The sequence below is a fragment of the Cohnella sp. OV330 genome (assembly GCF_900112065.1).
In the GTDB taxonomy this organism is placed as follows: Bacteria; Bacillota; Bacilli; order Paenibacillales; family Paenibacillaceae; genus Cohnella.
In genome coordinates this window covers 483,368-498,188 of sequence record NZ_FOKE01000005.1, presented here as the reverse complement: position 1 = coordinate 498,188, position 14,821 = coordinate 483,368, and the positions used below count along the sequence as shown (strand labels likewise).

Annotated in this window: 12 protein-coding genes; 10 read left to right on the top strand and 2 right to left on the bottom strand. The window is 59.3% G+C overall.

Annotated elements, in window-relative coordinates; genetic code table 11:
• Window positions 1-21 precede the first annotated feature (21 nt).
• A complete protein-coding gene (locus tag BM235_RS14960; protein WP_143106682.1) occupies window positions 22-696 on the top strand; it encodes a hypothetical protein in 675 nt (224 codons plus the stop codon).
• Between the two features lie 18 nt (window positions 697-714).
• Here BM235_RS14960 and BM235_RS14955 read toward each other — a convergent pair whose 3' ends face one another.
• Window positions 715-1,758 carry a LacI family DNA-binding transcriptional regulator gene (locus BM235_RS14955; protein WP_090114547.1) on the bottom strand — a complete coding sequence of 348 codons (1,044 nt, stop codon included), beginning with the start codon at window positions 1,756-1,758 and terminating at the stop codon, window positions 715-717.
• Between the two features lie 121 nt (window positions 1,759-1,879).
• On the opposite strand from BM235_RS14955, the gene BM235_RS14950 reads away from it, so the two are divergent.
• From BM235_RS14950 to BM235_RS14915, 8 genes are all read left to right on the top strand, one after another.
• Window positions 1,880-3,232, top strand: a complete 1,353-nt coding sequence (locus BM235_RS14950) for an FAD-dependent oxidoreductase (RefSeq protein ID WP_255374384.1) — start codon at window positions 1,880-1,882, stop codon at window positions 3,230-3,232.
• 61 nt (window positions 3,233-3,293) lie between these two features.
• Window positions 3,294-5,117 carry an FAD-dependent oxidoreductase gene (locus tag BM235_RS14945; protein WP_255374396.1) on the top strand — a complete coding sequence of 608 codons (1,824 nt, stop codon included), beginning with the start codon at window positions 3,294-3,296 and terminating at the stop codon, window positions 5,115-5,117.
• 295 nt (window positions 5,118-5,412) lie between these two features.
• A complete protein-coding gene (locus tag BM235_RS14940) occupies window positions 5,413-6,042 on the top strand; it encodes a YhbD family protein (protein ID WP_090114541.1) in 630 nt (209 codons plus the stop codon).
• 17 nt (window positions 6,043-6,059) lie between these two features.
• Window positions 6,060-6,746, top strand: coding sequence for a hypothetical protein (locus BM235_RS14935; protein WP_090114539.1), 687 nt, complete (start codon window positions 6,060-6,062; stop codon window positions 6,744-6,746).
• Window positions 6,739-7,410 (top strand): hypothetical protein, encoded by a 672-nt coding sequence (locus tag BM235_RS14930; RefSeq protein WP_090114537.1) that lies wholly within the window; start codon window positions 6,739-6,741, stop codon window positions 7,408-7,410. Before BM235_RS14935 ends, BM235_RS14930 begins: the two co-directional genes overlap by 8 nt.
• A 32-nt stretch (window positions 7,411-7,442) precedes the next feature.
• On the top strand, window positions 7,443-8,984 hold the full coding sequence (locus BM235_RS14925; protein ID WP_090114535.1) for an MDR family MFS transporter: 1,542 nt from the start codon (window positions 7,443-7,445) through the stop codon (window positions 8,982-8,984).
• Window positions 8,985-9,135: 151 nt separating this feature from the next.
• Window positions 9,136-10,668 (top strand): MFS transporter, encoded by a 1,533-nt coding sequence (locus BM235_RS14920; protein ID WP_090114533.1) that lies wholly within the window; start codon window positions 9,136-9,138, stop codon window positions 10,666-10,668.
• Window positions 10,669-10,818: 150 nt separating this feature from the next.
• The gene (locus BM235_RS14915; protein WP_090114531.1) at window positions 10,819-12,405 is read left to right on the top strand and encodes a peptide chain release factor 3; all 1,587 of its coding nucleotides are present in this window, start codon (window positions 10,819-10,821) and stop codon (window positions 12,403-12,405) included.
• 182 nt (window positions 12,406-12,587) lie between these two features.
• Here the strand turns inward: BM235_RS14915 and BM235_RS14910 are convergent, their stop codons facing one another.
• Window positions 12,588-13,520, bottom strand: a complete 933-nt coding sequence (locus BM235_RS14910) for an NAD(P)/FAD-dependent oxidoreductase (protein ID WP_090114529.1) — start codon at window positions 13,518-13,520, stop codon at window positions 12,588-12,590.
• A 185-nt stretch (window positions 13,521-13,705) separates the two neighbouring features.
• On the opposite strand from BM235_RS14910, the gene BM235_RS14905 reads away from it, so the two are divergent.
• Window positions 13,706-14,797, top strand: coding sequence for a Gfo/Idh/MocA family protein (locus tag BM235_RS14905; protein ID WP_177244232.1), 1,092 nt, complete (start codon window positions 13,706-13,708; stop codon window positions 14,795-14,797).
• The last annotated feature ends 24 nt before the right edge of the window (window positions 14,798-14,821 follow it).

Here is a 14,821-nt window from a genome sequence, read left to right as displayed (position 1 = left end):
ATCCAAGGAGGGGAAGCGGCGATGGTCAGGACCGATCGGAGAAGACCTTATGTATTTCAGATAGCGGGATTAATCGCAGCGCTCACGCTTGTGTGCTTGGCTTCAGGATCGTTCGGATCGTTGCCCGCTTCCTCTCCAAACAGGATTGCAGGGCACGCTCAGCCAACGAATGGTCATGCAGTGGTGGCGCTGGTGAACGGCGAGGCTGTGACACTGAAGGAGTTTAAAGCCCGGATGCCGAGGCTGCGCGGGGAGATGATGACGTACTGCCAGCAGACTTACGGCCTGGATCCCAACGAACCGAAATTTTGGAGCGCATCCTGCGGCGGAAAATCATCGCTTGAGAGGCTGAAGGAAGCGACGCTGCGTCTCCTGGAGGAAGATCGGATTCGCGAACAAGCAGCCGTTGAGGCGGGACTTCATGCCGCAGTCGGTTATGACGCCTTTCTCCAAGCGTGGGAGACTGAGAACCGGGAACGCGCCAGGCGGGTTGCCGCCGGCCAGGTCATCTTCGGTCCTCGCGAATTAAGCGAATCGGCTTATTACCAATATGTCGTCGCAAACGCGGTTCTCGCCCTCAAGCAGCGGCTGCTGGAGCAAAAGGGCGAAACGAATTATGAGAGATGGATCGACGAGCAGCTTAAGCAGGCAACGATAGAGCTGGACTGGCAGGTGTATGAGAAAATCGCGCTGTGAAGGCCGGCTTATACGATCTCATTCAGCAGGAGCCTCCAATACCGTCGACCCTCTGTGGAATCCGCCTTGGAGCCGGATATGCTCGTAGGGAAGATTCGGATTGGATAGTCTCCACAGCATGCGATCCGCTCCGCGAACGCCAACTTCCTTGACAGGCAGCTCAGGTCTGGTCAAATCCGGCAGGTGCGCATTCGGCGCATGCTCCAGGCCGATCAGGGAATAGTCGCTTGGAATGTGGCGGCCCAGCAGGCTGCATCCGTAATACACCCAGGCCAGATCCTGCTCAAGGCCGGAGAGAATCGCGGTTGGCTTCTCCCGTATGAGCAGATTCGACAGCATGGCGGTATACCATTCCTTCGATCCGGCCCGGGTCAGGTGGCGGTCTTCTTCCGCGGACAATCCGGCCGAATTCATCGCTTCCTGGAATGCTTGCCAACGCAGGCGAAAGCCTCGATGCAAACGAATGTCTCCGATATACAGAATCCGCCGGTGTCCCCGATCCAGCAGGTATCGCACGGATTGATGAACGGCGGAGGAGACGTCCCAGATCAAGCTGTCCACTTGGGCGGCGGGCGGCGGATAGTTGAGCAATATTTTGGTTACAGGCAAGCGTAACAATTGTTCTTCGATTTTTGCGGCGATCATCGGAGTTAGAAAAAGACCGTCTGTATAATGCAGGCCATTTGTGTCCGCCCAATCATCGAATGCCGCCTCGGATCCTTGGCCCGGCGGCGCAAACAGCATCTCGAGCTTATGACCGAACGCCGCCAGCCTCGATTGGACCCCTTCATATAACTTCTGATGAATAAAGACAAGTCCCTCATGAGGGACGATAAACGCGAATCTCCGGGGCTTCGAGGAATAAATCGGAATTCGCTCCACCGCCATGCCCCGCTCTTGTTCCTTCGTCCGGTATCCCAGTCGGGCAGCCAGTCCGATCACTTCGCTGCGCGTCTCTTCGGACATGCCCGGCAAGCCGCGAAGCGCCTTGGATACCGTATGGACGGTCAGCCCCATTTGATCGGCTATCGTTTGCAGCGTGATCTTCTTCTTATTCGGCATGATGAAATTCCTCGCATTCGCTTCTTCTGCTTACATTATAGGGAAAAGTGAAACAAAAATGAAACTAAAAATGAAGCTTTGATGGCGGTACAATGAAAACAAATTCATGGAGGTGTTTCCATTGACCGATCCCGTACAAACGCTTCTCTTGCCGGCGCGCGAATTATCCGTCTACGCGAATGTGGATGTCGTCGTGGCCGGAGGCGGTCCGGCCGGAGTCGGCGCCGCGCTCGCCGCTGCCAGGAACGGGGCATCCGTGCTGCTCATCGAGCAAAGAGGATATCTGGGCGGCATGGCGACGGTGTCGCAGGTTCCCGCCTTTTGTCCGTATACCGATCATGTCAAACCGGTGATCCGAGGCATCGGCCTGGAGATCCTCGACGATATGAAGCAGAAGATGGAGGCTTCGTTCCAGGAGGAATGGCGGGAAGAGCTCGATTGGGTGCCGATTGACGCGGAAGTGTTAAAACGTTTGTTGGACCATAAAATGGCGGAGGCCGGCGTCAAAGTGCTGTACCATACGTTCGTCGGACACGTTCTTCAGCAAGACGGCATGGTCGAGGCAGTCGTCATTCACAACAAATCCGGGACGCAAGCGGTCAAGGCTTCGCTCTTTATTGACGCGACGAGCGATGCCGACCTTACGCATCTGGCGGGAGGGCGGTTGGTCAAAGGCGGGGACGACGGCGAGCTCCAGCCGGGCACGATGTGCTTTGTCCTCAACAACCTGGACCGGAAAAAATTTATCGCCGGCGCCGATATCCACGGCAGCGACCTGAAGCATGCGATCAACAAGGCGAAAAGCAAAGGGAGGCTGCGCGTGGCGAGAGATTGGGCCGGCATCTCTTGGCTGAACGACCATACGGCGGGATTTAACTTCGGGCACGTCTTCGGGATCGACGGCTCGAACGCGGACGACCTCACGCGCGGCGCGATTGAAGGCCGCGCGCTCGTAGAGCACATCACGGCATGGCTACGGGAATCGATCCCGGGCTTCGAGAATGCCTTTCTCACACTGACGGGAGAGCAGATCGGCATCCGGGAGACTCGCCGGATCGTCGGCGATTACATCGTCACCGCAGACGATTTTCTCAAATGTCGTTCGTTCCCGGACGACATCGCGCGCAACGCGTATTTCATCGATATTCATATGGCGAAGCCGACGAGCGGCATGACGATGGTCCATCTGCCGCCCGGAGAGTCGCACGGCATCCCCTATCGTGCGCTGCTGCCGGTCGGCATCGACAATGTCATCGTAGCGGGCAGGGCGATCTCGACCGACCGGGCGACCCAAGGCTCCACCCGGGTCATGCCGAATTGCTTCGCCATGGGCGAAGCCGCCGGCACTGCAGCGGCGATTCTGGCCGAACAGGGCTTGCGCGAGACGCGCGCCATCGATATCGAGACTTTGCAGCGCAGGCTTGTCCGTCAGGGAGCCTGGCTGGGAGAGACGATCAACGGACGTTACGGCTGAAGATAGGCGATGAAAGCCGTTCTGTACTGAAACTCGATCATAACGGAGGTATCTTCTTTTGGTGGCGAATCAGACATTGGAGGCTGACATTTTAGTAGCCGGGGGAGGAATCTCGGGCGTGTCGGCAGCGGTTGCAGCCGCCCGCAACGGTGCCAAGGTCGTGCTCTGCCAAGATCGGCCTGTGCTAGGGGGAAACGCTTCTTCCGAAATACGGATGCATATCGTCGGGGCGGCTAACTCCAAACGGAGAAAGGAGCTTGAAACGGAAGCGCGCGAAGGCGGAATTATTGAGGAAATCCTACTGGAAAACGCTGTTCGCAATCCCCAGCGGAGCGCTTCGATGTTCGACTTGATCCTTTACGAGAAATGCAGGGCCGAGCCGAATCTGACGTTATTGCTGAACACGACGGTGATTGAAGCGGAGGTGAAGGAGGAAAGGATTGTATCCGTTCTGGCGGTTCGAGAGAGCACGGAGCACCGGTTCCGGATCCATGCGAAAGTGTATATGGATTGCACAGGGGACGGACGGCTAGGTATGGAAGCGGGCGCCTTATTTAAGACAGGGCGCGAGGCGGCCAGCGAGTATGGGGAGACACTCGCCGGCGAGAACGGGGATTCGTATCGACAGGGATCGTCGCTTTTGTTCACCACCCGGGATACCGGGCGGCCTATGCGATTCATACCGCCCGCTTGGGCGCGTAAATTTTCGGAAGACGATCTGAAGTTTCGTAACCACGCTACCTGGGAATACGGCTATTGGTGGGTCGAATTCGGCGGCATGATGGACACGATAGCCGATAACGAGACGATTCGGGACGAACTGCTGGCGATTATGCTGGGCGTCTGGGATCATATCAAGAACAGCGGCAATCATCCCGAATCGGACAATTGGGCGCTGGACTGGTTCGGGTTCGTTCCGGGCAAAAGGGAGTCGCGCCGTTTTATCGGAAAATACTTGCTTACTCAGGCGGATCTGGAACAAGCGCGTCACTTTGACGATGTCATTGCATACGGCGGATGGCCGATGGACACGCATCCGCCCCAAGGCATCGATGCAACCGAGCTGAATCCGGCTCATCAACCGTTCAGCCAGTATGTGTACGGCATCCCGCTTAGAGCGCTGATAAGCGCAAACGTTGAAAATCTCATGTTCGCCGGACGAAACATCTCGGCATCGCATATCGCTTTCTCCAGTACGCGCGTGATGGGGACCTGCGCCGCCATGGGACAAGGCGCGGGCACGGCTGCTGCTTTAATCGTTCAATCCGGGTTAACGCTTAACGATGCGCTTTCCAACATGGCGTTCATTCAGAACGTTCAACGGCAGCTTTTGAAACAGGATGCCTATTTACCGGGTATCGCGTCGGCTAAGGATAACTTGGCGTCAAGTGCGGTCATTCGCGCTTCTTCCGAACAGCCGGAAGGCCGAGCCGCAAACTTAACCGACGGCTATACCCGATCGATGCATGGACCCGGTGGCGCCAGACCGGAACTGACCGTCCCCGGAACGCACCGCTGGATGTCGCAGCCCGGCGACCCGGCGCCTTGGATCGAACTGGAGTGGCCGGCGCCAGTGTCGATCAGCGAGATCGTGTTCGTCTTCGACACAGGCATGCATCGCAGACTGACCCTGACCCATTCCGATGAAGTGTTGAATACGATGGAATGGGGGCCGCAGCCGGAGACGATCAAGGACTTTCGTGTGACGGCGGGCTACGCCGACCCTGAATCTCAAGACGAGCTGTTGTTTTCAGTCCATAATAACTACCTGCGGCAAATGGTCCGAAAAGTGAATCGGGAGAATGTGATAAAACTGCGCGTGGATATCGACGGCACGAATGGGCTGGACCATGCCCGATTATTCGAGATACGTTGTTATGAATAAAAAATAGCAAACGCTGGCCGTGCGCCAGCCTCGCCGGTAATTGTAAATATCGATGGTAAGGATCTAAGTCGACTTCAAAATGAGTCGGCTTTTTATTTTGGGCGTGCCCCGGTACACGCTTTTCTCGCGCAACCTCCGAATGCCTTACGCTCGGTCCAGAGACCGAGACCGTTAAGCTACCTCAGACGGAAGCGCATTTCCAACGCGCCTATTACAATTAAATTCGCAGCTCGCTCATTCACGCTCGTTTACAACGTAACAGTGTTATGTTACACTGTTCTCGGAGGTGAGGAACATGGAGCGCGAATTGATCTCCAAAAAAGACCTGCTGGAGCTTATGGGCATCTCCTACGGCCAGTTGTATCGCTGGAAGCGCAAGCAGCTGATTCCCGAGGAATGGTTCATCCGCAAGTCTACGTTCACGGGGCAGGAGACGTTTTTCCCGAAGGATATGATACTGGCGCGAATCGATCGAATCATGAATATGAAGGAAGATTTGTCGTTGGATGAATTGGCCGACAAGCTGTCTCCTTTTCAAACCGATCTATCGTTATCCAAACGCGAGTTAATAGAACGTAACATTGTTTCGGAAGTTTCGATCAACCGGCATAGCTCGCCGGCGCAGCTGAACGGCGAGGAAGCGTACTCGTTTGCGCAGTTGCTGTTTTTGTACGCAACGGATCAGCTGCTGTCCGATGGAGAGATCAGCCTTGAGGAGAGCGGCTTGCTGATGGAGACGCTGCGCGACCACTTTCCACGTTACGAAGGCAAGCCGTGCGAGGTGCTATTCATGCGGAAGATGGGCGTGTCGATGTTCGCTCTCGCCGCGGCGCCATCTGCGCTGCACTTCGATGCCGGCGTCAAGATCGTTGCCAGGTTGCAGATGGCGGAGATCGCGGAGCAGTTGAGGAGCAAGCTGAACTAAGGAGAGGATGAGAAACGATGGCAGGCGAGATTATCGGCGATTTGAAAATGGACGGCATCGGTACGGCGGCGGGCGGTGTCTACAAGAACGTGGCGCTAAACGGCGTCTGCAAGGTGGCGACCGATATCGAAGCGCAGCTGATCGACGCGGACGGCCGCATCCGCGTAGAGGGTCACTTGACGGCAAACGATCTGGACCTCGACGGCACGCTTGACGTCTCGGGCGGCATAAGGGCCGGTACGGCCGCGATCGACGGCGTGATCACCGTTAAGGGCGCTTATTCGGGGCAGCGGGTGCGTTTGAACGGCATGCTGACCGTCGGAGAGGATTGCGAAGTGGACGTGATCGAAGGGGAAGGCGCCTTCAAGATCGGCGGGCTGCTCAACGCAGGCAGGATCGATTTGAAGCTGCAGGGCAGAGGCGCCGCGAAGGAGATCGGCGGCGAGTCGATCCGCATCGGCAAAGGACGTACCGGCGCTTGGCAATCGATTTGGCAGCGGATGCTGCCGAGCTTTGCGCAGGAGCTCATCGTCGATCTTATCGAAGGCGACGTCATCGAACTGGATCATGCGACGGTAAAAGTCGTGCGGGGAGATCGGGTGGCGATCGGCGAAGGCTGCGTCATCGATCGCGTGGAGTACCGGACCGAGCTTCGCAAGCATCCGTCGGCCCGAATCGGCGAGGAGGCGAAAACAAATGGTTAATCCGAAGCGGCCCGCATTAAAAATGGTCGGCACGAGCTCCTCGAACGGAGGCGTCTTCGGCCAAGTGAAGGTCACGGGCGAGTGCGAGTTCCGCGGAGACGTGGACTGCAGCAAGCTGGCTTGCACCGGCAGCGTCGTGATACGCGGCGCATTGACGGCGGCAGCGGTGAAGCTCACCGGCACTTGCGGCGTCGAGTCAAACCTTGCGAGCGGAGAAATCGGCGGCACGGGCGAATTAAAGGTGAAGGGCAATTTGCGCGGCGAAAAGGTGAAGCTCTACGGCCAGCTCGCCGTGGATGGCGACGCGGAGCTCGGCGAGGCTGCGCTGCGCGGCGCCATCGTCTGCGGCGGACTGCTCAGCGCCGAGCGGCTGGAGCTCGGTCTGTACGGTCCCAGCTCCGTAGGCGAGCTAGGGGGCGGCAAGCTTCGCGTACGGCGAAGCCGGATGAGCGCTCTCAAAAACCTGGTGTCGCCTGCGGGAGCCGCTTCGCTGAAGGCGGGCACGATCGAAGGCGACCAGGTGGAGCTCCAATACACGGAAGCCGATGTCGTAAGGGGCGGGGATGTCGTCATCGGTCCCGGCTGCACGATCGGACGCGTCGAATACCGGCGCGAGCTGCGCGTAGACTCGCGCGCCAAGGTCGGTCAGCGCGTACGCATTTAAATCGATACTTATCGTTTACGGGAGGTTTAATCATGAGCGCTTCGCAAAGCAACAAGCTGGGCATCGTTCTTGCCGGACTGATGCTCGGCATCTTCGTGGCGGCCATCGACAACACGATCGTCGGTACCGCCATGGCGACGATCGTCTCCGAGCTCGGAGACTACGACAAGATCGTCTGGGTCACCTCGGCGTACCTCGTCACGGAAATGGCCGGCATGCCGATCTTCGGCAAGCTGTCCGACATGTACGGCCGCAAGCGGTTTTTCATTTTCGGCATGATCATGTTCCTGCTCGGTTCAATCCTGTGCGGGACGGCGACCAGCATTACCGAGCTGTCGATCTATCGCGCCATCCAGGGCATCGGGGGCGGTGCGCTCGTACCGATCGCCTTCACGATCCTGTTCGACGTCATTCCGGTCGAAAAGCGCGGCGGCATGTCGGGCATCTTCGGCGCCGTATTCGGCACCTCCAGCCTGGCCGGGCCGCTCCTAGGCGCCTATATTACCGACCATGTCCACTGGCGCTGGATTTTCTACATCAATCTCCCGCTGGGGCTAGTCGCGCTGGCGCTGATCGTCTTCGGCTACAAGGAATCCCGCGTTCATCTGAAACAACGCATCGACTGGTGGGGCGCCTCCACGCTCGTCGGCGCGGTCGTCAGCCTCATGTTCGCGCTGGAGCTGGGCGGAGGCACGTATGCGTGGGACTCGGCGCAGATCGTCTCGCTGTTCGCGGCGGCGTTCGTGCTGTTCGCGGTGTTCTTGTATGCGGAGACGAAGGCTGCGGATCCGATCATCTCGTACGGCATGTTCAGGCAGCGGCTGTTCGCTTCGAGCACGGTAGCGGGATTGTTCTACGGCGCGGCGTTCATCACCTTCGCCATGTATATCCCGATCTTCGTGCAGGGCGTGAACGGCGGCTCCGCGACGAATTCGGGCCTCATCCTGCTCCCGCTGACGCTCGGCTCGGTCGTTTCTTCCCAGATCGGCGCATTTCTGGCCATGAAGACGTCTTATCGAAATGTCATGATCTTGTCCGCCGTCATCCTCGTGATCGGGGCCGCGCTGCTGTCGACGATTACGCCGGACACGTCGAGGGCGACGCTGGTCTGGTACATGATCGTCACGGGCGTCGGCGTCGGCTTCTCGTTCTCCGTGCTCGGCATGGCCAGCATGCACGGCTTCGGGGCCAATCAGCGCGGCTCGGCGAGCTCGACGATGTCGTTCGTGCGTTCGCTCGGCATGACGGTAGGCCTGACCGTCTTCGGCATCATGCAGCGCAACACGCTCGCGGACAAGATGAAGGAAGCGTTCGCCGGCACGGACAACGGACAGGGCGCCGGCGCGGCGCTCGGCGATATTCGTCAATCGTTGACGCCGGAAAATCGCGCCCATATTCCCGAGGATACGCTGCACAAAATCGTAGAGGCGCTGTCGTCCTCGATCTCGCACATGTTCCTTTGGTCGCTCGTGCCCGCGGGCCTCGCGCTTGCCGTCGTCTTTTTCATGGGGCGTTCGAAGCTCGAGATTCCCGCGAAAGGGGAAAAGCCGGAAATGGCGGCGGGCGGGCACTGAGAGGCAGTTCGGAGGCTCGGCATTTTGGGCAGGATTCCAGCCGCGCATTTCATATTGAGTTCACAAACCGATCGTAAGATGGCGACAGTTCAAAGCGCGGTGTTGCCGGCATAGGCGGCGGCTCCGCCGATTTAAAGGGGTGTAAACGCAAATGGCTATGGCTCCACTCGCGCAAGCCGCGATCGGACGCAAAAACAACAAAGCGCTCGTACTGACGGGACTCATGCTCGGCTTGATTTTCGCGGAGCTCGACGAGACGATCGTCTCCACGGCGATGCCGACGATCATCCGGGACTTGCACGGACTGCCGCTGATGGGTTGGGTGGCCGGCATCTACATGCTGTCCATGACGCTGTTCATGCCGATCCTCGGCAAGCTGGCCGACCTCTACGGCCGCAAGCGCGTCTATCTCGCGTGCATCGGGCTGTTCATCGCGGGCTCGTTCGTCTGCGGGCTCGCCCAATCGATGCCGATGCTCCTCGTCGGACGGGGGATCCAAGGGATCGGGGCAGGCGGGCTGATGCCGCTCGCGATGGTCATTTTAGGCGATACGTACGAGCTCGAGCAGCGCGCCAAGCTGCAGGCGTTGTTCGGACCGCTGATGATCCTTCCTCAGCTGCTCGGACCGACGATCAGCGGCGAGCTCATCTCGCACGTCAACTGGCATTGGATTTTCCTGATCAACCTGCCGTTCGGCATTTTGACCGCGGCCGTCATGTGGATCGGGATGGTCGAAAAGAGAGGCGAGGAAAAGAAGAAGATCGACTGGATCGGCGCCGCGACGCTCATGCTCGCACTGCTGTCCCTGCTGCTCGCGCCGGTGCTCATCGAGACGCAGGGGCTGTCGTGGAGCTCGCCGCTTATTATCGGCATGCTCGTGCTGTTCGTCGTGCTGACGGCGCTGCTCATCTGGATCGAACGGCGCGTGGAAGAGCCGATCATCCCGCTTCATCTGTTCCGCAACCGCAACGTCATCGTGCTGTCGAGCCTCGTGTTCATTCTGATGCTCGGCGTCATGGGCACCTTCGCCAACTTCCCGTTTTTCGCGCAAAACGTCATGGGCTTATCGCCTAGGGCTTCGGGGTATATGAACCTGGCGTTCATGGGCGGGGCGATTCCGTTCAGCATCCTGGTAGGCTTCCTCATTACGCGCGTCGCTTACCGTACGATTTTTATTATTTCGTTTACGCTGCCGATCATCGCCTTGGTGCTGATGCTGCAGTTCGGCATCGACGTTAGCGTGATCTTCGTCGTCGTTACCTTCGTTATCATGGGCGTCGGGCTCGGGGCGCTGTTCGGCGGAGACAATCTGATCGTTCAAGAGTCGGTGAGCAAGGAAGAGAGCGGGATCGCGCTCTCGACCGTGCAGCTCTTCCAGTCGATCGGGGCGTCCATCGGACTCAGCGTGTTCGGCTCGCTGCTGGCGGGCGACATCAAGAAAGGCATCGAGGGAATCGCGGACCAATTGCCGGCGGGCACCGCGAGCGAGATTCAGACGGGCGGCATCCCGAAGGGACTCGCGCCGGATCTGCTCGAACACGTGAAGACCGCGTTCTCGGGCGCCTATCACAATCTGTACGTGATTTCGATCGTATTCGTCTGCATTGCCTTCGTGCTCTGCTGGTTCCTGAAGAAGGAAGTGCTGCAGAAGCGCGAGGATGGGGATGCGCCGCTGGCGCACTGAGCCTAGGCGCGGGAACTGCAGGCCATCGCGCAAATATGCGCGATTCCACCGTCTGTGCCCGCGTGCCGCAGCGCGGGTTCACCTCCCTGGCCGGGCACAATATGCTATAATGTAATTTGCCATATTGTCCAAGAGAGGAATCCGTGATTCATGAGCAAAGCGATCCGCGACGAACTTAAGCAGGAAGTGGCGAAGCGCCGCACCTTCGCGATAATTTCCCACCCCGATGCGGGCAAAACGACGCTGACCGAAAAGCTGCTGCTGTACGGGGGCGCGATTCATATCGCCGGCTCGGTCAAGGCGCGCAAAGCCGCCCGCCACGCGACCAGCGACTGGATGGAAATCGAGAAGCAGCGGGGGATCTCCGTCACTTCGTCGGTCATGCAGTTCCAGTATGCCGGCAAAAACGTGAACATCCTGGACACCCCCGGTCACCAGGACTTCAGCGAAGACACGTACCGCACGCTGACCGCCGCCGACAGCGCGGTCATGCTCATCGACGTCGCCAAGGGCGTCGAGGCGCAGACGATCAAGCTGTTTCAGGTATGCCGCAAGCGAGGCATTCCGATCTTCACCTTCATCAACAAGCTCGACCGCGAAGGACAGAATCCGTTCGAGCTGCTCGAGGAGATCGAGCGCGTGCTCGGCATCCGGTCGGTACCGATGAACTGGCCGATCGGCATGGGCCGCGAGCTGTGCGGCGTCTACGACCGCATGAAGAAGCAGGTCGAGCTGTTCCAGGGCAACGACCACTCGACGATCGAGGTTCGCCCGGCCGCCGACTACAACGATCCGGCGATCCGCGAGATGGCGGGCGACTATCTCGCCGACCAGCTGGCGCAGGATCTCGAGCTGCTCGACGTCGCAGGCGATCCGTTCGACTATGAAAAGGTGCGCGCGGGCGAGTTGACGCCGGTCTTCTTCGGCAGCGCCGTCAACAACTTCGGCGTGCAGACGTTCCTCGAGAACTTCCTGCAGCTGGCCCCCGCGCCGACGTCGCGCCGTACGACGGACGGCGAAGTCGAGCCGGACGACGAGAAGTTTTCCGGCTACATTTTCAAGATCCAAGCGAACATGAACCCCGCTCACCGCGACCGCATCGCCTTCCTGCGCATCTGCTCCGGCAAGTTCGAGCGCGGCATGTCCGTCAAGCACGTGCGCGCGGGCAAGGACATCAAGCTGTCCCAGCCGCAGCAATTTCTCGCGCAGGATCGCGACATCGTCGACACCGCTTATCCCGGCGACATTATCGGTTTGTTCGATCCGGGCATTTTCCGCATCGGCGACAGCCTCGCCCAGGGCGCGAACCTGACGTTCGACGAGCTGCCGACGTTCTCGCCCGAGATCTTCGCCAAGGTGTCGGTCAAAAACGCGCTGAAGCAGAAGCAATATCTTAAAGGGCTCGATCAGCTGACCGAAGAGGGCATGGTGCAGGTGTTCCGCTCGATCGGCCCGTTCGAGGATACGTATCTCGGCGTCGTCGGACAGCTCCAATTCGACGTCTTCGAATACCGCATGAAAAACGAGTACGGCGTAGACATCCAGCTCGCGCGCACGCAGTTCCAGTTCGCTCGCTGGATCGTCGCCGACAACCTTGACGCCTCCAAGTTCCGCATCAACTCGACGCTCGTCAAGGACAAGAACGACAACAACGTTGCGCTGTTCGAAAACGAGTACGCGATGCGTACCGCTGTGGACCGCATGCCGGACGTGAAGTTCCTGGAGACGGCACCTTAAGCGAAAAAGATTTAGCAGGCAAAAACCCCGGCCGATTGCGGTCGGGGTTTTGCTGTCGGCGCGAGCCGCCGGATGAGGAAGTTGCTCCTTGTGGCAAGGCAAATGGCAGGGAGGGTCGGACTATGGGCCCGTGGCGGAACTGTTTGTCATAGACCGTTTTCGGCGCTTTCTCATGTCTACGGTCAGGACGACATCGCCCGTCCCCGCGCTTCCCAGGCCTCCGCCAGCAGCTCGGCGTTAATGCCGGCGCCGGCCATTGCGCCCATAGCGGCGGCCTGAATGAGCTGATTGAGCTCTGTCGCGATATCGCCGGCGACATATACGCCCGGTACGCTCGACTTGCCCAAGGCATCGGTCACCGCGACGCTGCCGGTCGGGGTCAGCTCGCATCCGAGCGACCTGGGCAGATCCGAGCCCGGCAAGAGCGTCGGCGCGAAAAAGATGCCGGTGCAAGAGACGCTGGCGCCGTCTTCAAGCTCAACCCGGCTCACCATGCCGTGCTCTGACACGATCCGGCGGATCGGCGCATCGAATAACGGGATGCCCCTTACGCGCAGTTCCTCGCGCTGCCCGTCCGTCAGTTCGTCGGGTCCGTCGGTGCACAAGGCGATGCGGTCCGACCAGCCGAGGATCGTCTTGGCGAAATGAAACGCGCGCTCGCCTTTGGCGATGACGGCAAGCGGTCGATCGCGCAGCTCCCAGCCGTCGCAATAAGGGCAGACGAACGCGCTTTTCCCATATACGTCGGTCAGACCGTCGATTTCGGGCAGGCGATCCTTCTTGCCGACGGCGAACAGCAGCTTTTTCGCCCGATAGTCATCGCCTCGCTTGGTCATGATTCTGAAGTCGCCGTCCGTGCCTGTCGTCTCGACGGCGATGTCCGAGGCGAAACGGACCGAGGGGTAAGCGCCAATCTGCTCGACGGCAATCCGCCTGAATTCATCGGGCTTAATCCCGTCACGCGTCAAAAATCCGTGCGACTCATGCGTAACTCGATTGCGCGGGAGACCTTCGTCGATCACGATTACGTTTTTCCTGGCTCTCCCCAGCACGAGCGCCGCATTCAAGCCCGCCGGCCCGCCTCCGATGACCGCAGCATCCAGTAGCTGTTCCATATGCATTCTCCTTAAATGATATTATAGATTCTTTATATCCATGATTATAGGGATCATGGACGCGTTTTGCAATCGGTTTTTTGCGCGCTGGCCCAAAATCGAACAATAAACGGACAACAATGCGTGGGCTGCAAGCGTTATAATGGAAGCGATTAACCCAATCGCGAAGGAGTATGATGATAAACGTGAGCAATAATCGGATCGGCTTGATCGGCTGCGGCAATATTAGCGCGATATACTTGAAAAACCTTACGGCCTCGTCCGACGTGCAGGTCGTGGCGTGCGCGGACATCGATGTCGAACGTGCGCGCTCGCGCGCGCAGGAGTTCGGCGTGCCGAAAGCATATACCGTCGAGGAGCTGCTCGCGGACCCCGAGATCGATATCGTCGTCAACCTGACCATCCCGGCGTCCCACGCCGAGATCAGCCGCCGCGCGCTCGAAGCGGGCAAGCATGTCTACCTGGAAAAGCCGCTTGCTGTCGAGCTTCAGGACGGTCGCGACGTCGTCGCGCTGGCCGAGTCCAAGGGGCTGCGCATCGCCTGCGCGCCTGAGACGTTCCTGGGCGGCGGCATTCAGACTTGCCGCAAGCTGATCGACGAAGGCGCGATCGGCCGGCCGATCGCGGCGACGGGCTTTATGATGGGCAGCGGCCCCGAAGCTTGGCATCCGGATCCGGTGTTCTTCTACCAAAAGGGCGGCGGCCCGCTGTTCGACATGGGACCGTATTATCTGACCGCCTTCATTTTCCTGCTCGGCGGCATCCGTCGCGTCACCGCATCGGCGGCGATTTCGTTGCCCGAGCGCGTCGTCGGCAGCGGGTCCAAGAAGGGCGAGCGCATTCCCGTCGAGACGCCGACGCATATCGCAGGCGTTCTGGACTTCGCGTCCGGCGCGGTAGGTACGCTGATCACGAGTTTCGACGTCGCGGCCGGCACGAATTTGACCAACATGATCGAGATTCACGGCACCGAAGGCACGCTGCGCGTACCGGATCCGAATACGTTCGGCGGTCCCGTCAAGCTCAAAAAGCCGGGCGGCGACTACGAGGATGTATCCCTTGCGTTCGGTTATGACGACAACATGCGCGGCATCGGCGTCATCGACATGGCGCGCGCCATCGCGGAGAACCGCCCGCATCGCGCATCCGGCAGACTGGCGCTGCACGTACTCGAGACGATGAACGGCCTGCTGCAGGCATCTGCCGAAGACCGGCACATCGCGCTCGAGCCGCTCGCCGAGCGTCCGGCGATCATGCCTGAAGGCGGATTCGAGTAAGGCTGGCTAATCATGCCCTGAGTA